Here is a 22,177-nt window from a genome sequence, read left to right as displayed (position 1 = left end):
AATGATTTGGTTGGCTGACTAGCCAAGTGCTTAGGAATACGCAGAAGTAATACGAATCTGTCATTCGTTGATTCATTCTGTGATGATTATTCCGCCTTCACACCACCACCGACTTGCTTTAATTCATGATTTTCGTTCTGATAGTGGGTAAAATGAAGCATTTCTAAACGAACTTCGTATAGAAATGATTTATCATAGAGCACGTCCGATAGTTATGGTGAAAGGTTTGAACCCAACAATCATTGAACAAATTGAAAGTATCTGCGCAGAGCGTGGAGTACGACTGACTCCGCAACGCCGACGCGTATTTGAACTCATTTGTTCTAATCGCCGCGCCTCAAGTGCGTATGAGCTATTGGAGCAACTAAAAGAGAGTGAGCCTCAGGCTAAGCCGCCCACTGTTTATCGAGCATTAGATTTTCTCCTAGAACAAGGCTTCATCCACCGAGTGGAATCGACAAATAGCTTTATTACTTGTTGTTCTTTCAATACTCAGCAGCACTTTTTCCAATTACTAATTTGCGATAAATGTGGTGATGTCGTTGAACTCGAAGATGAGACGCTGATATCCTTGTTAGCCGAAAACGCCGAGAAGCATGGATTCAAACTGACCAACCAAGTTATTGAAACTCATGGTGAATGCCAGGCCTGTTCCTCCGAGACGAAAGAAAAAGTATAGAAGAACGTTATGCGCGCTGAATTTGTAAACCCGTTTTTAGCTTCTTTAATGAACGTGCTAAAAACTATGGCTTCTCTTGAGCTGAAGCCACAAAAACCGCGAATCAAAAAAGATGAGATCGCACGAGGTGACGTTTCTGGTCTGATTGGTATGGTAGGCCCACAAACTCGTGGTTCAATGTCGATCACCTTTGATGAAGCACTCGCCCTAGAAATCATGCAGAACATGCTTGGTGAACGTCCAAATGGGCTCAATGAAGAAGTGACCGATATGGTGGGTGAGATCACCAACATGGTTACTGGTGGTGCGAAACGCATTCTGGCGGAAAGTGGTTTTGACTTTGATATGGCAACACCGGTTGTGGTTTCGGGCCGAGGTCATACGATTCGCCACAAGTGTGAAGGCTCAATTATTATCATGCCTTTCTCTTCCCAATGGGGAAATGCCTTTATCGAAATTTGCTTCGAATAAAAGAGAAAAAATAGGTTGGCACTGGCCAACCTATTTTGTTTTTGCCTCAGGCAATAAAAAGGTCAGCATTTGCTGACCTTTTCTTTATCTATTCAAACATTAAGCTTTGAACGCTTTAAATGCGTTGATTAGACCGTTTGTTGAGCTGTCATGCGAGCTGATTTGAGACTCGTCTGCAAGCTCAGGTAGGATTTGGTTAGCCAGTTGTTTACCTAGCTCCACGCCCCACTGGTCAAAGCTGAAGATATTCCAGATAACACCTTGTACGAAAATTTTGTGTTCGTACATTGCGATCAAGTTACCTAGCGTACGAGGCGTGATTTGCTTCACTAGAATAGAGTTTGTTGGACGGTTACCTTCAAACACTTTGAATGGCGCAATCGCTGCCACTTCTTCAGCATTCTTACCTACTTTCACCAACTCTTCTTTCACGGTTTCTTCATTTTTACCAAACGCTAGAGCTTCAGTTTGCGCGAAGAAGTTAGACATCAGTTTTTGGTGATGATCGCTAGCTGGGTTGTGGCTAATTGCAGGTGCAATGAAGTCACATGGGATAAGCTTAGTACCTTGGTGAATTAGCTGGTAGAACGCGTGCTGACCGTTGGTACCTGGTTCACCCCAAATGATTGGGCCAGTTTGGTAAGTTACAGCATTGCCGTCACGGTCAACGTATTTACCGTTTGATTCCATGTTGCCTTGCTGGAAATATGCTGCAAAACGGTGCATGTATTGATCGTAAGGTAGGATAGCTTCTGACTCCGCACCGTGGAAGTTGTTGTACCAAATACCAATCAAAGCAAGAATCACTGGAATATTGCTTTCTAGATCTGTTGATACGAAGTGCTTGTCCATCTCGTGAGCACCATCAAGCAACTCAACAAAGTTGTCGAAACCTACTGCTAGTGCAATTGATAGACCGATCGCAGACCATAGTGAGTAACGGCCACCAACCCAGTCCCAGAATTCAAACATGTTCGCTGTATCGATACCAAATTCAGACACGGCTGTCGCGTTTGTTGAAAGCGCAGCAAAGTGTTTAGCCACATGAGCCTGATCACCCGCAGATTCTAGGAACCAATCACGAGCAGTGTGCGCGTTAGTCATGGTTTCTTGCGTTGTAAACGTCTTAGACGCGATCAAGAATAACGTCGTTTCTGGGTTAACTTTCTTCAACGTTTCAACGATGTGTGTACCATCAACGTTAGATACGAAGTGAAGGTTTAGATGATTTTTGTATGGCGCTAGAGCTTCCGTCACCATGTAAGGGCCAAGGTCAGAACCGCCGATACCGATGTTCACAATATCAGTAATTGCTTTGCCTGTGTAACCTTTCCATTCACCGCCGATAACGCGCTCAGTGAATGATTTCATTTTTTCTAGAACCGCGTTCACTGCTGGCATTACGTCTTCGCCGTCTACCATAACTGGAGTATTAGCGCGGTTACGTAGTGCAGTGTGAAGAACAGCGCGACCTTCTGTTTGGTTGATCGCTTCACCACTGAACATCGCTTCAATTGCAGATTTCAGCTCGGTCTCTTTCGCAAGAGCAAACAGGTGCTTCAGAGTTTCCTCATTGATGAGGTTCTTTGAGTAATCGACTAGGATGTCTGAGCCGAAACGTGCAGAGTATTTGTCGAAACGCGCTGCGTCTTGAGCAAACAGCTCTTTAAGATCCATATCTTGTGCAGATTCGAAATGCGCCGTTAGCGCTTTCCAAGCTTGTGTTTGCGTTGGATTGATATTTTTCAACATGGTCTTTATCCCGATGTTACAGTAGGTTCCATTCCTTACAGTCTAGCGAAAACTGTGGAATCCCCGATTTAGCAAATAGAATATAAATTAGATGTTTGGGCAAATTGCCACAAAACAAGTCTTTGTAATTTTTTTTCAGGCGCCAATTATGACCGAGAGCTTTTACACTCACATTGAGTTAGGTCACGTTCCCTGCCCTGAAATTGAACAATTCATTTACGATGACAAGAATCATATCATTTACTAATGACAGGCTCTAATTGGAATAGGATAGACGCCAATTTATAAATTTCCAAAGGAACACGTATGTGGGCACAAAAAACACTGCAATTAAAAGCGAGAAGCCGCGGTTTTCACCTGATAACTGATGAAATTGAACAACAATTACCACAAATAAACGAACTTTCAGTAGGTTTATTACACTTATTTATTCAGCACACTTCCGCCAGTTTGACCTTAAATGAGAATGCTGATCCAACCGTGCGTATGGACATGGAAGCGCACTTCAATAAGTTTGTGCCAGAGCGTGCTCCTTATTATCAGCACACCTATGAAGGTGACGACGACATGCCGGCACATATTAAAGCATCACTGCTTGGCAGTAGTGTGACGGTACCAATCCAAAATGGTCGATTAGCTTTAGGAACATGGCAAGGTATTTACTTGGGTGAGCATCGAGACTTTGGTGGCGACCGCCGCGTTATTGCTACGATTAACGGTGAGTAGATAAAACAAAGGCTAACCTTGGGTTAGCCTTTCGTTGTTTATTTGGAGTATTCCATCTCGACGCGAGGCGTTAGCTTAGTCACGAGTTCATACGCAATCGTACCAATGTGACCCGCCACTTCTTCTACTGGGAGCTCTTTCCCCCAAAGAATCGCTTCGTCGCTGACTTTATCCGTTGCGTCTGGTCCCAAATCGACCGTCAGCATATCCATGGAAACTCGACCTGCAATAGGTACTTTACGGCCATTAACCCACACCGGCGTACCGTTTGGAGCACTTCTTGGGTAACCGTCGCCATACCCTACAGCGATGACCCCAACTTTTGTATCTCGCTCACTGGTCCAAATACCACCATAGCCAACACTTTCGCCCTTCTTCACTTCACGTACCGCAATAAGGTGGGATTTAAGTGTCATGACAGGCTGATACCCAAGATCTTGCGCCGTTTTGTCATCGAATGGCGACACACCATACATGATAATACCCGGACGAACCCAATCTAAATGGCTTTGAGGCCATGCCAATAACCCCGCAGATGCCGCCAGTGAACGTTCCCCTTGGCAACCAGAAGTCAACGATTTAAACAGCTCAATCTGTTGTGGGGTAATATCGCTATCCAGCTCATCTGCACAGCCAAAGTGGCTCATGTAACGCAACGGTTTCGCTACATTTGGACACTCCTTCAGCCGCGTTACAAACTCGTCATATTGTTCAGGACGAACCCCAAGGCGGTGCATGCCACTGTCAATCTTCAGCCACACGACAACCGGAGTTTCAAGGTCTGCTTGCTCCAAGGCGATAAGCTGCTCTTCACAGTGCACCACGGTTTGGATGTTGTTCGTCACAAGAACAGGTAAATCACCAGGAGAGTAAAAACCTTCTAGCAATAGAATCGGCTTTACTACTCCACAAGCGCGCAGTTGCAATGCTTCTTCAATGCGAGCCACGCCAAACGCATCCGCATGGTTAGCATGTTTTGCGACATGACGTAATCCGTGACCATAACCATTGGCCTTGACGACAGCCATCACTTTACTTTGTGGCGCTTGAGCTTTTACGCGCTGTAAGTTGTGCTGCAACGCAGACAAATCAATGCACGCCTTGGCCGCTTTCATATAGCTCATGGAATTACTCATCATCAATATCGAATGCAGGACCCGCGTAGTTGTCGAAACGCGAATGTTGACCTTGGAAAGTGAGGCGAACAGAGCCGATAGGACCGTTACGCTGTTTACCAATAATGATTTCGGCCGTACCTTTGTACGGACTATCTGGGTGATAAACCTCATCACGGTAGATGAACATGATCAAGTCGGCATCCTGCTCGATGGAACCGGATTCACGCAAGTCCGAGTTTACTGGTCGTTTATCCGCACGTTGCTCTAGGGAACGGTTTAGCTGCGACAGTGCCACAACAGGCACATTTAGCTCTTTTGCCAGCGCCTTAAGAGAGCGAGAGATCTCAGCAATCTCAAGAGTACGGTTATCGGTTAACGAAGGCACGCGCATCAACTGAAGGTAGTCGACCATGATCATCGATAGACCGCCATGTTCACGAGCGATACGGCGAGCGCGCGAACGCACTTCGGTCGGAGTTAGACCAGAGCTATCATCAATGTACATATTTTTCTTCTGCATCAGGATACCCATAGTAGAAGAAATACGCGCCCAATCTTCGTCATCTAGCTGACCCGTACGGATCTTGGTTTGGTCAACACGAGACAAAGAGGCCAACATACGCATCATCAACTGTTCAGCTGGCATCTCTAACGAGAAAATAAGTACGGGCTTTTCTTGTTGCATGGCCGCATTTTCACACAAGTTCATTGCAAAGGTCGTTTTACCCATCGATGGACGCGCTGCGACAATCACCAAATCAGAGCCTTGCAAACCTGCGGTTTTCTTATTGAGATCGGTGAAACCGGTATCGACCCCGGTAACACCATCTTGTGGCGTTTTATACAACAACTCGATACGTTCTAACGTCTTTTCGAGGATGTTGTCGACGTTTTGTGGTCCTTCGTTTTCACTAGTTCGAGACTCGGCGATAGCAAAAACTTTACTCTCCGCCATGTCTATTAAATCTTCAGAACTGCGACCTTGAGGGTCATAGCCCGCGTCCGCAATTTCATTCGCGACACCAATAAGGCCACGAACAATCGCACGCTCAGCGACAATATCAGCATACGCATTGATGTTAGCTGCACTTGGCGTATTCTTCGCCAAGTCAGCGAGGTAAGCAAAACCGCCTACATCTTCTAACAACTCGTGACGCTCTAGATATTCCGATAAAGTAATAAGATCGAGAGGTTTACCCGCTTCAAGAATGGTTTTTACACCTTCAAAAATCAGGCGGTGTGGACGACTATAGAAATCACTGCTCACAACACGTTCGGCAACGGTGTCCCAACGTTCATTATCCAGTAAAAGACCACCAATTACTGATTGCTCGGCTTCTAGTGAGTGAGGTGGCACTTTGATTGCGTCGACCTGACTGTCTGAAGGTTTGCGATTTCTGTTTTCCGCCATGACTTTGCTCGATAACTACTATTGACCCACGATTATAACCTTAACCTAGCTGAGATGCTTCCCCGAAGCGACAATTACTTGTTAAGAAATCATCATGTGAACCATCCGGGTAATAGCCTGGTTCTTCCGCCTAGCTCTAATAAAAATTAACCTACCATTGACCCAACCAAATATCTGTATCAGTATCATGCCCCTCCTTTTTGATTACGTTCGAGGTTGATGTGTCCCGATACTGGTTACTTAGCTTTAGCCTACTGTGCGCTAGTGCATCGTATGCTGACGAATCAGTACAGCCAGAGCAAAATATTGATGTACCCGACCCACTAAAAACCGAGGTGGAGTTCGGCTATCAAGCTCACACAGGTAACACGGACTCTCGTTCCCTGAATGCTCGTTTGAGTGCTGAATATACGTCAGGTCGACACCGTTCTAATGGTGAATGGAAGTACTACAACTTGTACAAAGACGGTGAAGAAGACAAACGCTCATCCACCTATTCCCTGCAGAGTGACTACAAGTTAGGCCCTAAGACGTATTTGTATGGCAGCTTTAAAGGAGTGGATTCTCGCTACAGTGCTTATTTTAAAGACTATACGTTGTCAGGTGGTTTGGGTTACCAGTTCTCCTACACTGAGAACTTCATTTTAGAGGTAGAAGTAGGCCCTGGTTTTCGCTATCAAGAGCCAAACTTAGACGAAATAGATGATGACGATATTGTCTTTCCCGATATCGTTAGAGAAGGCATTTTTCGAGGAAATATCAACACAACTTGGCATGCGTTGGATAATTTAAGTTTCGCAGCTGATATTACGTTGGTAACAGGTAGAAGTAACACACGTACTGATAGTGAACTCAGTGTAACCAATGATATTACTGAAGATATCGCACTGAAACTGGCGCACTCTCGTCAGTATCACGATAAAGTGCCTGAAGGCTTAAGCAAAGCAGACAGCGTATTTTCCGTTAATTTACTTTTCGCTTTTTAACCCTTTTTCTCTCAGTTTTAGAAATAAAAAAAGCACCTCCAAGGAGGTGCTTTTTAGTATTTCGTCTTGATACTGAATTACTCAGCAGCAACAACTTGTAGGTTAACTGTCGCGAAAACTTCAGAGTGAAGTTGAACGCTGATCTCGAACTCACCAGTGTTACGTAGAGCACCTTCAGGAAGGCGAACTTCGCTCTTAGCAACTTCAACGCCTGCAGCTGTGATAGCGTCAGCGATGTCACGAGTACCGATAGAACCGAATAGTTTGCCTTCGTCACCAGCTTTAGAAGCGATAACTACCGCTTCTAGAGCGTTAACTTTCTCTGCGCGAGCTTCTGCAGCAGCTAGTTGCTCAGCAACTTTAGCTTCTAGTTCAGCACGACGAGCTTCAAACATTTCAACGTTAGCTTTAGTTGCCATAACTGCTTTACCTTGTGGGATAAGGAAGTTACGAGCGTAGCCAGATTTAACGTTTGCAGTATCGCCAAGACCACCTAGGTTACCAATTTTATCAAGTAGAATAACTTGCATTGCTTAATCCTCTTTCTTAATAAAATGAACCGATTACTGATGCTTGTCAGTGTACGGTAGTAGAGCTAGGTAGCGTGAACGCTTGATAGCACGTGCTAGTTGACGCTGGTACTTAGCGCTTGTACCAGTGATACGGCTAGGTACGATTTTACCAGCTTCAGTGATGTAGTTTTTAAGAGTTGCTACGTCTTTGTAATCAATCTCTTGTACGCCTTCTGCAGTGAAACGGCAGAATTTACGACGACGGAAGAAACGAGCCATGGGCTATCTCCTGATCTTAAATTTGAGTAATGTTGTCGGCGTGTAACACTAATTTTCCCACGCCATTTCGGCCGGTTTGATAAGTGACAAAACCACTTACCTTAATGTTACTGCCTTGAACTAAATTCTGAGTTAGTACTTGTGACCCAAGCCCGCTGACGACTACCGGCATACGACAATAAACTTGTCGAGGTAAGTCAGCTTCGATAATAGTAGAGCGATGCTCCAGCCAAAACCGACAGTGTTCAATGCCACCAGGGCTTTTACTACGAATGGGCGGTTTGGCAATGGTGCCGCTCAGCTCCATTCGATTGGCCATAAGAAAACTTACTCAGCAGCTTCTGACTTAGCTTCAGGCTTAGCTTCAGAACGCTCTTCACGACGTGGAGCACGCTCTTCTTTTTGCTTAAGCATGATAGATTGCTCAGTGATCGCTGCTTTAGTACGCATGATCATGTTACGTAGAACTGCATCGTTGAAACGGAAAGCAGTTTCTAGCTCATCAATTACAGCTTGGTCAGCTTCAACGTTCATAAGAACGTAGTGAGCTTTGTGAAGCTTGTTGATTGGGTAAGCCAGTTGACGACGGCCCCAGTCTTCTAGACGGTGGATTTTACCGCCAGCTTCAGTGATTGAACCAGTGTAACGCTCGATCATGCCAGCAACTTGCTCGCTTTGATCTGGGTGCACCATGAATACGATTTCGTAATGACGCATTGGTTGCTCCTTACGGATTATTCAGCTTCCACAAATGGCTCAGTCGTCCAGAGGAAGCAAGGAACTAAAGATAATTGACTGAGTTTAAGGAGCACGAATAGTACAGAAAGGGCGTAAAATAGGCAAGTGATTATTTGCTCAGCGCAGTGGATATTTAATTTCTTCTAATACTAGAAAACACAAAGGCTGCCAACAAGCTGGCAGCCTTTAAAATCAGCGTGTTATTGCGCTGGCTTATCGGTGCTTATTTAACTTCAGCCAGTTCAGCGCGCATTTGATCGATCACTTGTTTGTAATCTGGCTCACCGAAAATCGCCGAGCCTGCAACAAACATGTCTGCGCCCGCTTCTGCAATTTCACGAATGTTGTCAACCTTCACACCGCCATCGATTTCTAAGCGGATATCACGGCCAGACTCGTCAATCATCTTACGAACGGCACGCAGTTTATCTAGTGTATGAGGAATGAATGATTGACCACCAAAACCAGGGTTTACCGACATCAGTAGAATCATGTCGACTTTATCCATAATAAACTCAAGACTTGCAAGTGGCGTTGCTGGGTTTAGTACCACACCAGCCTGACAGCCGTGCTCTTTAATTAACTGCAGTGTACGGTCTACATGATCAGAAGCTTCTACATGGAACGTAATCATCGACGCACCCGCTTTTGCGAAATCAGGAATAATACGGTCAACGGGTTTCACCATTAGGTGAACATCGATTGGCGCTGTGATGCCATAATCGCGTAGTGCTTTACACACAGGCGCACCAAAAGTCAGGTTTGGTACATAGTGGTTATCCATAACGTCGAAATGCACCACATCCGCACCCGCTGCGAGTACTTTTTCTACATCTTCACCGAGACGAGCAAAATCTGCCGATAAAATGGATGGAGCAATAAGAAAATCTTTCATACCTGACCTCAGTAGTAATGAGCAAACAATCTGCGCGCAATTCTACCGAAGCCAGTGGGGAGATCCACTATTTAGATATAATAGTGTGAGAATTAAGAGCTTGATTTATCCATGTCTGGGGCATGAAAAAGCGCAAGTAGCTCATCAACTTTATTACGACCGTTACCATTACGGCTAATGGTACGCTTTACTTTTACCACATTAAGATCCGCACCGTGATACAACCGACGTGTCAAGGTAGTGTCGTGGTTAGAAATCAACACAGGAATGCCACGTTCAGTCGCTGTTCTTTCAGCAATGTCGGCTAATGCAGCTTGGTCGTCCAACGTGAAACCATTACCTGCGTATGAGGTGAAATTTGCCGTATTTGAAAGCGGCGCATAAGGTGGATCGCAATACACGACGCTCCCTTTGCGCGCACGACGAAATGTTTCAGGATAACCTTCACAAACAAACGTAGCTTTTTTGGCTTTTTCTGCAAAAAACTCCAGTTCCGCCTCAGGGAAATACGGCTTTTTGTAAGAGCCAAACGGTACATTGAAGCCACCTTTTTTGTTGTAACGGCATAGGCCATTAAAACCAAAGCGGTTCATGTACAAAAACGCTAAAGAGCGGTACATCACGTCATCGGTTTTATTAAACTCAGCGCGAATGTGTAGGTAGGCTTCTTTGCGGTTGTTCTCAGCGACAAACCAACGCTTCGCTTCAGAGATATACTCTTCAGGGCGTTCTTTCAGCAGGTTGTACAGATTGATCAAATCTGGATTGATATCTGCAAGTAGATAATGGTCATAATCGGTATTCAGAAACACTGAGCCCGCACCAACAAAAGGTTCAACTAGCTTTCGAGCCGGCGGCAAATGACGTTGGATGTCTTCAACCAGTCCGTATTTTCCTCCTGCCCATTTAAGAAAGGCTCGTTGCTTTTTCATCTACTGCTCTATCTATCGACCAAAAATTAAGGCTGCGGAATGTAACATATTTTTCAGGGAAGCTCAGGTTTATTTCACTCGTTCAATTTCACGGTGAACCTGACGGAGTGATTTTGCCCAAGGACTCACCGACTTAACCGAATCTGGCAAGCTTGCGACGGCATCACGAGCCATTTGAATTGTCGGATAATCTTGATATGTGATGATATACCACTCGGTGTCATTACGAACGGTAGGATAAATTCGCACTTGATTATTCAGTTTATGCTCATTGAGAAAGGATTGTACATCTTCCATTGAGGTCATAGCTGCGAGTTGTAAAGTATAAGCTCTTGGCGATAGCGCTTTTAGTTCTTCACGAGCAAATGAAAACTTCACAACAGGTTGGTTTGCCTCACCCTCTTCTGACTGAGCAGGTGCTTGCGCCATATCTTGATTCGGTTTTACGACTTTAATCAAAGGAGAGCTAGTTTCATCGGCGGTTTCTGTCTTCTCAGTACCTACGACGTCATCAATCGCTTTTGTGTCTGCTGAATCAGCTTTACCTTCAAGCAATGCATCGACCACATTCGACTCAATCACCACTCTTTGTTGATTGTCATCACTGCCTACGCTCGCTACTTCTTCTGTCACTGCTGGCGGTAATGAATCAGAATCATCAACCGCACCAGACTTATCAAGACTGCTAGAGCCATCGGTTACAGGTTGCAGTGAAGACTGCGCTGCACTGACTCCTGACTCTTCAAAAGTTGGAATAACCGTTTGCTCTAAACTGCCAGCAATTTGCTGCGCTTTATCATCAGGACTTGGTTGACTAAGCATCCACCAATAGCCACCAGCAGCAAGCAACAGTAAGACTAATACCACCAACGCAATATTCAGGGGTGAACCGACAATCGAGCGGATAATGATCCTTTTTTCCACTTTCATCTCTCCTAACGCCATAATGTCACCCGGTACTGGGTCGACTTTTTTAAATGCATCTCGAACCCGTTTCTCAGACTCATCATCGACGTAGCGCGCAACAAGTGACTCAAAGAAACGACGAGCTTCCACTTCGGACAACATATCAATATCAAGCTCAACAGGCTTTATCTCTTGTCCATAACTGAGACGTGCTAGCAAACCTTCTAAACGTCCAGACTGTGTAAACAGTAAGACATTGATGGTCCAATTTGGCTTATGGTGCGCCTCTAAGACCAGCATCCAAAGCTCAGAGATAAGTGTCTCACTCAATAAATGCGCATCATCGACAACAATTGCAATGTCACACGGCTCATCACCTAAAAGCCTTTCAAGGCTATCAAGTAAAGGCTCTTGCTGATTAAACAATGCGTCTGAAACCAGTTGACTCAAAATAAGGACGCGATGCTGCACATCGTCTTGATTAGAATGACAAAGTAACAAACATTGATTCTTGTTACTGGCACCCACTTCAAGGTATCGCTGCGCTAACCAAGATTTCCCGTACCCATCATGACCATTAATCGCAATGAGATTGGAACCAAAGTTAGTCAGTAGACCTAATCTATCAAGCAACTCGATTTGAGAATCTAATTCCAGTACGTGAGCAACACTCATCTAATAACCTTAATACACTACAAGAATGACGCCCAAAGGCGCCATTACAAGGTTAAATATCGCGACCGAAGTCTATTGCCTGTTTGAGTACGTCTTGTGTCGTATCAGCAATTACCTCGGCAGTGCCAATGCCTGTAGGCAAAACCAATCGTAATTGACCAGAGAGGACTTTCTTATCTCGCATCATGTGCTTGATGAAGTCATCGAAATTCATACTGTCTGGAGTATGCACAGGCAGTTTTGCACGACGCAAAATCGCAACAATACGCTCAAATTGCTCTTCCGAGATCAGACCACGTAGATGCGACGTTTTGGCCGCCATAACAGTGCCGGAAGATACCGCTTCACCATGCAGCCAATTGCCATAGCCAAGTTCCGCTTCAATCGCATGACCAAAGGTGTGACCTAAGTTAAGCAAAGCACGGATGCCCGACTCTTTCTCATCCTGAGCCACCACTTCCGCTTTTATTTCACAGCAACGTGCGATCGCATAAGTTAGTGCTTCTTCATCCAACACATACAAGCGCTCAAGATTGTCTTCTAACCATACAAAAAAATCTGCATCGTAAATAATGCCGTACTTAATGACTTCGGCGATACCCGCAGCGAACTCACGTTCAGGCAACGTCGACAGACAGTTGGTATCAATGATCACGGCTTTAGGTTGGTAAAACGCACCTATCATGTTCTTACCCAACGGATGGTTCACCGCGGTTTTTCCACCAACCGAAGAGTCCACTTGGGATAGTAATGTGGTCGGTATTTGAACAAAGTCGACCCCACGCTGGTAACAGGCAGACGCAAAACCCACAAGGTCGCCAATAACACCACCACCTAACGCGATGATCACAACATCACGAGCATAACTCCCTTCCAGTAAGAAGTTCATTACTTGATTAAATACATCCAAGTTTTTGTACTGTTCACCGTCAGGCAATTCTAACAAGGATGCACTACAACCGAGCTGCTCGAGTTGCTTTAAAATTTTGTCTGCATACAAAGGCGCCACTGTGACATTACTGATCACAACAACTTTTTGTTTTGCATTTTTGTTTGAGAGAACTTGAGAGAGGTACGCCGGGTCCTCAAATAACCCGGCGCCAATAGAGATTGGGTAGCTACGCTCAGCTAGGTTGACCGTAATCCGTTCCATCGGTTTGCTCCAATTAAAAAAAAGATAAAGACTTATCTCTCTTCTAGCATTTTTACGATCTGGTTGGCTACCACTTTTGCACTTTGATCGTCAGTGCGAACAGTGTAATCCGCTACTTCTTCATATAAAGGATTACGTTCTTCAGCTAATTGCTCCAGTACTTCGCGAGGGTTATCCGTTTGAAGTAAAGGACGCTTCTTGTCGCGGTTTGTACGCGCAAGTTGCTTTTCAATCGTCGTTTCTAAGTAAACAACAACACCACGTGCCGAAAGACGATTGCGGTTTTCTTTGCTCTTAACAGAGCCACCGCCAGTCGCAAGCACGATGCCTTGCTCTTGTGTTAGGTCTTCAAGTACCGCTTCTTCACGCTTGCGGAAGCCTTCTTCACCTTCTACATCAAAAACCCAAGAGATGTCTGCACCAGTGCGTTCTTCGATCACTGTATCGGAGTCAACAAACTCCATATGCAGTTGCTGTGCTAGATGTCTACCAATTGTACTTTTGCCGGCGCCCATTGGGCCAACAAGGAAAATATTACGTTTCTCAGCCATGTTTAGCAGTAATTTACAACATTGATTCAATAAGATCGCCACAAGAAAACACAGCTAAACTGCTGTTCTACAAGGCTTGTGGCACCAGTTCCTCACAGATAATTCGTGATAAGACCCGAAATTATCCAAGCATGGTGCCACTATTGCAACTTTATTTTTGATTTAATCAGTTTTTCCCGAGACAGAACTACTGAATCACCACCTTAGGCGTGACGAAAATTAACAGCTCACTTTTGCCAACATTCTCATAACTTCGACGAAAAAGAGCACCTAATAGCGGCAGGTCGCCCAACAAAGGCACTTTGTCCACCGAGTTAGTAATGCTGTGCTGAAAAATACCACCAAGAACGACCGTTTCACCGTTATTCACTAACACTTGTGTCCCGATACGTTGAGTATCAATCGCAACAGCTTCACCAGTGCCTGTCTTCACGACTTGTCCAGGTCTATCTTGCGTGACACTTAAATCCAACACTAAGCGGTTATCCGGTGTGATTTGCGGGGTCACTTTCAAACTTAATACCGCCTTTTTGAACGTCACCGTCGTTGCACCACTTGATGATGACTCAAGATAAGGAATCTCTGTACCTTGTTCAATATAGGCAGGCTTCTTATTGGTAGTGATCAAACGTGGGCTCGAGATAATCTCAGCTTTAGACTCTTGTTGCAGAGCAGAAAGCTCAAGATCCAACAAGGTGTCTGAACCTAACTTTGCGACCTGAAAAGCAATGCTGGTCGCATTCGGGCTGGTTGCAGCTAAGTTTACATTTAGGAAGTCATCGATCCCTACTCCATCACCGTCACCACCGTCATCACCCCCTTCTCCATTATAGAGACCGATCGTGGCGAGGTTGTTCTCAATAGAACCGCCCACTGTATTACTGCCATTAATAGACGTAAAACCCCAACGAATCCCTAACTCGTCCATGTTACCTTCATTGATGGTCACAATACGCGCCTCAATTTGAACCTGTTTAACTGGAATATCCAAAGACTCAATAATTTCTCGAATCACCTCGATGTTTTCAGGTAACTCTCTAATCAATAACGAGTTAGTTCGCTCATCAATGGTCATACTGCCGCGCTCTGACAGCATGCTGATATTTCCTTCTCCATTGATCATCTCCGCAATGTCTGATGCTTTAGCAAAATTAACTTTGATGATTTCAGATGAAAGCTCTCCCATTTCTTCCGTAAGTTTTTGTTTTTCTAACTGCTGCTTCTCACGCAAGTCCAACTCATCAGTCGGAGCAACTAAAATCACGTTGCCATCAACACGCTTATCTAACCCCTTAACTTGCAAAATAATATCCAGCACTTGCTGCCAAGGGACACCATCAAGACGAAGCGTGAGGTTGCCTTCTACAGAGTCGGAGACAACCAAATTGAATTGGTTGTAATCAGCAATAAGCTGCAAGACGTTTCGCACAGGAATATCTTGGAAGTTAATCGAAATAAGCTTACCTTCTCTTTCTAAAATGCTTTTATCTGGGGCTTTCTCATTGGGTTTGATCTTCGCTACTTTGATTTCCAAAAAACGCCCCGTTAAACGGTAATCATGCATGTATTCTTCATTGATGTGCGCAACCAAGCGCGTCGTCGAGGTGTCGCGAAACACTTCTACGCTCTCAACCACAGTCGAAAAATCTTTCACGTCTAGGAGATACAATTGCTCGTCTTTTACTGAAGTGTTAAGCAAATCGATACTTAACCCTTCCTGTACACGCTTGATATCTACAATCGCGGCCGGTGACGCCAATTCGACGACAATCACGGCGTCTTTATCTTTATTAGTTCGAAAGTCGATACTTTTTAGGGCATTGGACGAAACTTCTTCAGCTGCCGCTAAAGGGGCTAAAAATACAAACAACCATAAGGAGAAGAGCCCAGTAAGTATCCTTGGTGTACGTGTTAATCCTTGTCTCATTTTCATTACTCAATATCAAAAATAAATGGGGCTATCTCAAAGCCAACTTAACTTTACGTTTTTGCCAACATCCTAAGCCGTCGGGCAACGTTTCATTAATCAACAAGTAGGAGTGGCTGACATGGGTCACTTTGCCATTATTGCGTCCGAGGTATTGACCCGGCTTAACTTTATAGACGGTGCCATTGGGAGCCTGAACAAGGCCAGAAACCGTGTTATCCATGCCCATGACACCTTTCAAACGTAATTGGCTTAATGGGAATTTTTCTAATTTACCAGTTCGCCTTCTTGAGGGCGGTTGCCAACAATCTTTTCTTGCAACTGGCTGAGTCGCGATAGTGGCTTCTTTGGGTAATTCAAAGGGTGCACGCTGTACTTCCGGTGCGTACGTGACTGCAACATACTTGTCTGCGGGCTTAAGCTTCTCGACCTCTCGACGCGCCTGTGTTTCCACTCCTCGAATAAAATCCGTCAATGATTCATCATTCGCCTGGCAGCCCATCAATAGAGAACCCATCAGTACCAGCAACAAAGACTTACTTGTCATTTTTCGTCTCCTCCGGCTTAAACTGATAGGTATTAGCACGCACCCGAAAGTGCAGGGTTTCGCTCTCTTGGCTGACACGTTGCCAAGTCACATCTTTAAACGTGATGATTCGAGGTAGCGTCGCTATCGCCTGAGAAAAATGGCCGATGTCATGAAAGTCGCCCGTTAACTCTATGTTTAAAGGAAGACGATAAAGGAAGTGCTCTGATTGTTTTTCGCCCCAGTCGATTCGGGTGAAAGTCAGCTTATTGTCGATGCCAAGCTCATTCACTGAAGCGAGCATTGTAGCCAGCTCTTTTTGCGCAGGCAGTTGTTGCAGTAATAACTCGTAACGAGTGGTAAGTTCATCCAATTGAGATTGAAGCTGAGGCAACGCTGCCACTTTGTTCGCTTTGATCTTCAATGCCACCTTGAGTGTCTGCTCCTGCTGAATCAAGTGATTCAACTGTTCTTCTTTCGGTTTAAGGTAAAACCAATAACCTAAGCCTTGAATCGCCATGATCAGAAGTACGATTACTACAATCTGGGGCAACAATGGCCACTCGGCCATTTCATCTATTTCGAGATCCTGCCAATCAACCACGTTGAGCCTCCAATTTCTTCTCCGTTACTTTGAACATGAAAGACACTTTGAATGTTTGAAACTCTTTCCCAAAACGGGCTTTGCCGTGAACGATGGAATGCATTTCTACGTCGTTCAACTTGGCCGAGCGCTCCATGTTGTCCAGCATCGTGGCAAGTTTTGGAGTGCTATCAGAGATCCCAGAGATCTCAATTTCCAGATCATTCATTTTGATCTTGTCGACATATACACCTTCAGGGATAACGGCAGGCATTAAGTTCATGAACTCGGTCGTTTTGTTTCGTCCGTTTTGTAAACCTTCAACGACCTTTAGACGTTCGAGGATTTTGCTGTGCTCTTGCTCTGCAATTTTCATTGCTTCAATACGCTGGTCGAGTTCGGCAATGTAGTGAGTGAGGTAATCGAGCCGCTCCTGTTGTTGATCTTGTTGGTACTCAAAAAACTTTCCAATACCCCACTGGATGCCAACAGCGACCAACATGCCTAATGCGACCAAACTGATGAAACGACGTCGGTGCTCTTCTCTTTGACTCTCTCGCCAAGGAAGTAAATTAATGCGATAAAGCACGGGCGCCTCCTAGCCAATGAATGCCACGAACGGCCAGTCCGGCTGCTGTTGAGAAATGCTGCCAATCCACAGCACGACGCTTACGCTTAGACACCTTCATCTCAAATAGCCCTAGCGGATTTAGCAATTCACACTCTAACGACAATTGTTGAGACAACTCCTCTGCGAGCATGGGAGTGGAGGCCCCTTCCCCTGATAACCAGATACCCTTGATGTTTTGTGAGCCATTGATTGAGGTATAGAGCTGCATCTGGCGCTTTACTCGCTCTATGATTTGACGGTTAAACAGCTCTGTTTTCTCCTGAGCATCATCGGACAGAAAATCGACTGGAGAAGCGCTGTTTGCTCCGCGTGTGCCGTAAGCAAACTCTTTGTGAAACAGTTCACCTTGTTCGGTAAACATGGTGAAGGAGCTCGATAAGGTGCCAATATCGAGTAAGCAGTATTTGTTTTTGTCAGGAAAGCGATCGGCGGTGAGCTTCCAGATATGACCAAGGCTTTGCGAATGCACGTCCACTAAAACAGGTTTTAGTCCGGACTTTTGTAATGCATCGACTCGGCCTTCTACCACATCTTTTCTTGTCGCAAACACTTGATAGCTATCACTGCCACTCTGCCCGCCCTCAGCGCGAAGACGAACGAAGTCTAAACTCAGCTCTTCGACAGGGAATGGCGATTGATGAGAAAAGGCTTGTATCACTGCAAACTCAACTTCACTCTCTTCAAGATTTTGTTCTATTTGCAGTTTCTTGCTAATTACCGAGTTATCAGGAACTGAGATCGCAACTTTTTTAGCACCAAAAGGCAGTTCTTTTTTTATCTGCTTGAGGGTCTTTACAATTTCTTGATGATTTATGGTGTTATTTTCAGCGACAATACCTTCCTTTAGTAATATTTCTTTGTAACCCAACAGAGCGTAATTGTTGCCTGTGGGTTTAAGTACTACGGCTTTGAGGCTGTTATGGCCTATATCGATGCCGGTAACGATTAGCTTATCCATCTCTTACTCTCGCTCCGAAATTTCTTCGTGCAAAGGTTGTTATTAGCATCCAAATAAGAGTTAATATCTCTTATGTGCTAAATTTTTGACCTAAGAGTACAAGGGTTTGCCGTTACACAGCCTCAACCAATCAGGGATTCTCCGGTGAAGTTCATAAAGCGTTTATTATTTTTAACATTGATTTGCATAATTCTTGGAGTCACCACAATATTTGGCTTCTATCAGTACGTGAAGCCTGAATTGCCAGATGTTGCAACTCTAAAAGACGTTGAATTACAAACACCTATGAAGGTGTTTAGTCAAGACGGGAAGCTGATCGCACAGTTCGGTGAAAAGCGTCGTATTCCTGTTACTTATGACGAAATTCCTCAAGACTTAATTCACGCGCTCATCGCAACCGAAGATAGTCGTTTCTATGAGCATCCTGGTATCGACCCTATCGGCATCACTCGTGCAGCGGTTGTTGTTGCGGTTTCAGGCTCGGCTAAACAGGGTGCAAGTACGATTACGCAACAGCTAGCTCGTAACTTCTTCTTATCTAATGAGAAGAAGATCATGCGTAAGATTAAAGAGATTTTTATTGCTATCCATATTGAGCAGCTTTTAAGTAAGCAAGAAATCATGGAGCTTTATGTCAATAAAATCTTCCTTGGTTACCGCTCATATGGCTTTGGTGCTGCCGCTCAAGTGTATTTTGGTAAGAGCCTTGATGAATTGACGTTAAGTGAGATTGCAACACTCGCTGGTATGCCAAAAGCGCCATCAACCATGAACCCAATTTACTCTCTTGAGCGCGCAACAAAACGCCGTAACGTTGTATTAATGCGAATGCTTGATGAGAAATACATTACACAAGAGCAGTATGACGAAGCACGCAATGAGCCTATTGTGGCGCGTTATCATAGCGCTGAGATTGAGCTTTCCGCACCTTACGTAGCAGAGTTGGCTCGTGCATGGGCAGTAAAAGAATACGGTGAAGAAGAAGCTTATACCTCTGGCTTGAATATCTACATGACTGTGGATTCTAAACTGCAAGATGCTGCAAATACGTCTGCGGTAAATAACCTCTTGTCATACGATGAACGTCATGGCTACCGTGGTGCAGAAAGTGTGCTTTGGAAAGAAGGGGAAGCGGCCTGGGACAATGAGCAAATAGAAAAGCACCTGAAGAAACAGCCAACTTATGGTGACCTTTACCCTGCGGTTGTGACGAAAGTCGATGATAAGACGGCACAAGTATGGGTTAAGAACCATGAAGAGCAAACCATCCCTTGGACTGGAATGCACTGGGCGCGTAAGTACATTACTGATAACCGCCAAGGCTCAACACCAAAGTCAGCGCATGATGTGCTAGCGACAGGTCAACAAGTTTGGGTTCGCGAAGTAAGTGAAACCGATGAAGATGACAACACAACACTGAGCTGGAAACTGAGCCAAGTGCCGACAGCAAACACCGCGTTTGTTGCGATGAACCCAGAAAATGGCGCGATATTGTCGCTGGTTGGTGGTTTCAACTTTGTTCACAGCAAGTTTAACCGTGCAACCATGTCAGTGCGTCAGGTTGGTTCAAGTATCAAGCCTTTCATCTACTCGGCAGCAATTGACAAAGGGCTGACTCTAGCCACTTTGATTAACGATGCGCCGATTAACAAGTGGGATGCAGGTTCTGGTTCAGCTTGGCGACCAAAAAACTCACCACCGACTTATGGTGGTCCAACGCGTCTTCGCCTCGGCTTAGCTCAATCAAAAAACGTCATGGCAGTGCGTACACTCCGTGAAGTTGGCCTCGAGGAGACACGTCAGTACCTTACTCGTTTCGGTTTTGATATTAACCAAGTACCACGCTCTGAGACCATCGCACTCGGAGCTGGCAGCTTAACACCAATGAAAGTGGCACAAGGTTACTCTGTGTTTGCGAACGGTGGTTATTACGTTGAACCATTCTATGTAGAACGCGTGGAAGATGCATTCGGTGAAGTACTGTTTAAAGCCAATCCAAAGAGTGTTTGTCATAAGGATTGTCCGCAAATGAGCGAGCAGCCAGAAAATCGCTACGCTGATGAATTTGGCGAACAAGACGTCGCGATTGATGGCCTTGCAACAGACAATGCCCTTGAAAATGATGAACCTCAATATGCACCGCAAGTTATCTCTGAACAGAATGCATTCTTAATGCGTGAGATGATGTACAGCAACATTTGGGGTGGCGGTAACTGGCGTGAAGGCACAGGTTGGAATGGTACAGGCTGGCGCGCGCAAAAACTTGGTCGTCGTGATATCGGGGGTAAAACGGGTACAACGAATGATTCCAAGGATGCTTGGTACAATGGCTATGGACCTGGTGTCGTTGCCATAGCTTGGGTTGGCTTTGATGATCACTCACGTGCACTTGGCCGCACCACCGTTAACAGCAACCTAGGGCAAGGCCAAATTTCTGGTGCCGAGTCGGGTGCGAAAACCGCAGAGCCAGCTTGGATTGACTTCATGCGTGTTGCGCTAGAAGGGACGCCGGAGCAAGGTAAAAATATTCCAGAGGATATTATTCGAGTTCGTATTGATCGCAACAGCGGTATGCTAACGCACAAGGTAGATAGCACATCAATGTTCGAATACTTTGAAAAAGGCACGGAGCCTACCGAATACGCTGGCGACCGTTTAGAAGATAGTATTTATTCTTCAGGCTCTGGCGCAGAAGAACTGTTCTAAATCACAAAAGCACAAGGGAGAGCATCAAGCTCTCCCTTTTTTATTTCTGCTTTTTATGCTGCAGCATTCAATGATGGATAAGAAGCCAACACCTCTTTAATCTTCGCTGCTAAAGCTTCAAACCTAGCTCGTAATGGTGAGCCCGGACGGTATACGAGCACGATATTACGCGAGGGGGTTGGGTTAACAGCTGGTACGTAGCATACGCCATCTTTTTGCTTCTCATTAGGGATAGAAAGCTGAGGCAATAACGTAATCCCCGCACCGGCAGCAACCATATTGCGTAACGTCTCCAAGCTGGTGGCTTTAAAACGCTCATCGTCTTTTGCACCAGCGGCAAAACAAAAACCTAACGCTTGATCTCGCAGACAGTGGCCGTCTCCCAACGCTAAAACGGTTTTACCATTCAGCTCCAACATATCAACATGGTCGAGAGAGGCCCACTCGTGGTCACATGGCACTGCGACACTTAATGGCTCTTGATACACTTCGATCTCTTTAAATGGCGCAGTTTCATCAACCGAAGCTAAAACTAAGCAATCTAGTTTGCCTTCTTCCAATTGACGCACTAATTGATGTGTTTGAGCTTCGTGCAGAAATAGTTCCAACTCAGGAAATGCTTCTTTTATCTGCGGCAGAATTTTGGGTAATAGATAAGGCCCAACCGTCGGGATGAAACCAATATGCATCGGTCCAGTCATGGCTCCGCTTTGACCGCTTGCCATATCTCTGAAGGTTTTCACTTCACTTAAGATGCGTTTAGCCTGCTCCACCAGCTGTAACCCTGAATCGGTAAACAAAACACGTCGGCTGCTTCGCTCTAAAAGCGTGGTCCCGAGTTCATCCTCTAGTTTACGAATTTGCCCACTCAATGTTGGCTGGCTAACAAAACATGCCTCTGCCGCTTTGCGAAAGTGCTTATGTTCCGCAAGTGCAACTAAGTACTCAAAATCTCGAATATTCATAATTCACGCTTCGCTTCTTTAACAATAGCTAATACCTATCAAAACCATAACACCAAACGATTAGAGCTATCAAAGGATTTTTACAATAATGGGCTCA

Annotated in this window: 23 protein-coding genes; 5 read left to right on the top strand and 18 right to left on the bottom strand. The window is 45.1% G+C overall.

The genetic code is table 11. From position 1 onward, the window contains the following. The first annotated feature begins 214 nt into the window (after positions 1 to 214). Both zur and R7D93_RS23500 read left to right on the top strand, forming a co-directional pair. Positions 215 to 679 (top strand): zinc uptake transcriptional repressor Zur, encoded by a 465-nt coding sequence (gene zur, locus R7D93_RS23505; protein ID WP_005381268.1) that lies wholly within the window; start codon positions 215 to 217, stop codon positions 677 to 679. A gap of 9 nt (positions 680 to 688) precedes the next feature. Continuing rightward, positions 689 to 1,150 carry a chemotaxis protein CheX gene (locus R7D93_RS23500; protein WP_005381269.1) on the top strand — a complete coding sequence of 154 codons (462 nt, stop codon included), beginning with the start codon at positions 689 to 691 and terminating at the stop codon, positions 1,148 to 1,150. A 99-nt stretch (positions 1,151 to 1,249) separates the two neighbouring features. On the opposite strand, the gene pgi is transcribed toward R7D93_RS23500, so the two are convergent. Beyond that, a complete protein-coding gene (pgi, locus tag R7D93_RS23495) occupies positions 1,250 to 2,902 on the bottom strand; it encodes a glucose-6-phosphate isomerase (RefSeq protein WP_005381270.1) in 1,653 nt (550 codons plus the stop codon). A gap of 306 nt (positions 2,903 to 3,208) precedes the next feature. On the opposite strand from pgi, the gene R7D93_RS23490 reads away from it, so the two are divergent. After that, positions 3,209 to 3,628, top strand: coding sequence for a secondary thiamine-phosphate synthase enzyme YjbQ (locus R7D93_RS23490; protein WP_154204993.1), 420 nt, complete (start codon positions 3,209 to 3,211; stop codon positions 3,626 to 3,628). A 38-nt stretch (positions 3,629 to 3,666) separates the two neighbouring features. Here R7D93_RS23490 and alr read toward each other — a convergent pair whose 3' ends face one another. After that, positions 3,667 to 4,743, bottom strand: coding sequence for an alanine racemase (gene alr / locus R7D93_RS23485; protein WP_031777284.1), 1,077 nt, complete (start codon positions 4,741 to 4,743; stop codon positions 3,667 to 3,669). A 13-nt stretch (positions 4,744 to 4,756) separates the two neighbouring features. Beyond that, positions 4,757 to 6,157, bottom strand: a complete 1,401-nt coding sequence (locus R7D93_RS23480) for a replicative DNA helicase (RefSeq protein WP_005382759.1) — start codon at positions 6,155 to 6,157, stop codon at positions 4,757 to 4,759. Positions 6,158 to 6,378: 221 nt separating this feature from the next. On the opposite strand from R7D93_RS23480, the gene R7D93_RS23475 reads away from it, so the two are divergent. After that, positions 6,379 to 7,143, top strand: a complete 765-nt coding sequence (locus tag R7D93_RS23475) for a DUF481 domain-containing protein (protein WP_005381276.1) — start codon at positions 6,379 to 6,381, stop codon at positions 7,141 to 7,143. Positions 7,144 to 7,220: 77 nt separating this feature from the next. On the opposite strand, the gene rplI is transcribed toward R7D93_RS23475, so the two are convergent. From rplI to pilM, 14 genes are all read right to left on the bottom strand, one after another. Next, on the bottom strand, positions 7,221 to 7,673 hold the full coding sequence (rplI, locus tag R7D93_RS23470) for a 50S ribosomal protein L9 (RefSeq protein WP_005382760.1): 453 nt from the start codon (positions 7,671 to 7,673) through the stop codon (positions 7,221 to 7,223). A 33-nt stretch (positions 7,674 to 7,706) separates the two neighbouring features. Then, positions 7,707 to 7,934, bottom strand: coding sequence for a 30S ribosomal protein S18 (gene rpsR / locus R7D93_RS23465; RefSeq protein WP_000090472.1), 228 nt, complete (start codon positions 7,932 to 7,934; stop codon positions 7,707 to 7,709). A 16-nt stretch (positions 7,935 to 7,950) separates the two neighbouring features. After that, positions 7,951 to 8,253 carry a primosomal replication protein N gene (gene priB, locus R7D93_RS23460; protein WP_225497160.1) on the bottom strand — a complete coding sequence of 101 codons (303 nt, stop codon included), beginning with the start codon at positions 8,251 to 8,253 and terminating at the stop codon, positions 7,951 to 7,953. An 8-nt stretch (positions 8,254 to 8,261) separates the two neighbouring features. Continuing rightward, positions 8,262 to 8,651, bottom strand: a complete 390-nt coding sequence (gene rpsF / locus R7D93_RS23455; protein WP_005381299.1) for a 30S ribosomal protein S6 — start codon at positions 8,649 to 8,651, stop codon at positions 8,262 to 8,264. Positions 8,652 to 8,895: 244 nt separating this feature from the next. Beyond that, complete coding sequence (rpe, locus tag R7D93_RS23450) at positions 8,896 to 9,567, bottom strand: ribulose-phosphate 3-epimerase (protein WP_005381300.1); 672 nt, start codon at positions 9,565 to 9,567, stop codon at positions 8,896 to 8,898. Between the two features lie 92 nt (positions 9,568 to 9,659). Beyond that, positions 9,660 to 10,499, bottom strand: coding sequence for a Dam family site-specific DNA-(adenine-N6)-methyltransferase (locus R7D93_RS23445; protein ID WP_005382762.1), 840 nt, complete (start codon positions 10,497 to 10,499; stop codon positions 9,660 to 9,662). A 69-nt stretch (positions 10,500 to 10,568) separates the two neighbouring features. Further along, positions 10,569 to 12,080, bottom strand: coding sequence for an SPOR domain-containing protein (locus R7D93_RS23440; RefSeq protein WP_225497162.1), 1,512 nt, complete (start codon positions 12,078 to 12,080; stop codon positions 10,569 to 10,571). Positions 12,081 to 12,132: 52 nt separating this feature from the next. Further along, positions 12,133 to 13,233: a 3-dehydroquinate synthase gene (gene aroB / locus R7D93_RS23435; RefSeq protein WP_225497164.1), complete on the bottom strand. Its 1,101-nt coding sequence runs from the start codon at positions 13,231 to 13,233 to the stop codon at positions 12,133 to 12,135. A 32-nt stretch (positions 13,234 to 13,265) separates the two neighbouring features. Further along, positions 13,266 to 13,784: a shikimate kinase AroK gene (gene aroK / locus R7D93_RS23430; protein ID WP_005381319.1), complete on the bottom strand. Its 519-nt coding sequence runs from the start codon at positions 13,782 to 13,784 to the stop codon at positions 13,266 to 13,268. 187 nt (positions 13,785 to 13,971) lie between these two features. Then, positions 13,972 to 15,717, bottom strand: coding sequence for a type IV pilus secretin PilQ (locus R7D93_RS23425; RefSeq protein ID WP_005382765.1), 1,746 nt, complete (start codon positions 15,715 to 15,717; stop codon positions 13,972 to 13,974). A 25-nt stretch (positions 15,718 to 15,742) separates the two neighbouring features. After that, the gene (locus tag R7D93_RS23420) at positions 15,743 to 16,258 is read right to left on the bottom strand and encodes a pilus assembly protein PilP (RefSeq protein WP_005382766.1); all 516 of its coding nucleotides are present in this window, start codon (positions 16,256 to 16,258) and stop codon (positions 15,743 to 15,745) included. Next, positions 16,248 to 16,841 (bottom strand): type 4a pilus biogenesis protein PilO, encoded by a 594-nt coding sequence (locus tag R7D93_RS23415; protein WP_005382767.1) that lies wholly within the window; start codon positions 16,839 to 16,841, stop codon positions 16,248 to 16,250. Before R7D93_RS23415 ends, R7D93_RS23420 begins: the two co-directional genes overlap by 11 nt. Next, positions 16,834 to 17,409 (bottom strand): PilN domain-containing protein, encoded by a 576-nt coding sequence (locus R7D93_RS23410; RefSeq protein ID WP_017821732.1) that lies wholly within the window; start codon positions 17,407 to 17,409, stop codon positions 16,834 to 16,836. The genes R7D93_RS23415 and R7D93_RS23410 overlap by 8 nt, the downstream gene beginning before the upstream one ends. Continuing rightward, positions 17,393 to 18,409: a type IV pilus biogenesis protein PilM gene (gene pilM / locus R7D93_RS23405; RefSeq protein WP_017821733.1), complete on the bottom strand. Its 1,017-nt coding sequence runs from the start codon at positions 18,407 to 18,409 to the stop codon at positions 17,393 to 17,395. The genes R7D93_RS23410 and pilM overlap by 17 nt, the downstream gene beginning before the upstream one ends. A gap of 144 nt (positions 18,410 to 18,553) precedes the next feature. Between pilM and R7D93_RS23400 the strand changes: the two genes are divergently transcribed. Beyond that, entirely contained in the window at positions 18,554 to 21,115 is a 2,562-nt protein-coding gene (locus R7D93_RS23400) for a penicillin-binding protein 1A (RefSeq protein ID WP_005381325.1), read from the top strand. A 53-nt stretch (positions 21,116 to 21,168) separates the two neighbouring features. On the opposite strand, the gene oxyR is transcribed toward R7D93_RS23400, so the two are convergent. Beyond that, positions 21,169 to 22,080, bottom strand: coding sequence for a DNA-binding transcriptional regulator OxyR (gene oxyR, locus R7D93_RS23395; RefSeq protein WP_005381326.1), 912 nt, complete (start codon positions 22,078 to 22,080; stop codon positions 21,169 to 21,171). Positions 22,081 to 22,177 lie beyond the last annotated feature (97 nt).

The organism is Vibrio sp. YT-15, assembly GCF_033337445.1.
GTDB classification, from domain to species: Bacteria; Pseudomonadota; Gammaproteobacteria; order Enterobacterales; family Vibrionaceae; genus Vibrio; species Vibrio alginolyticus.
The sequence above is the reverse complement of the archived record's forward strand: the minus strand, read 5'-3'. Positions and strand labels throughout refer to the sequence as shown.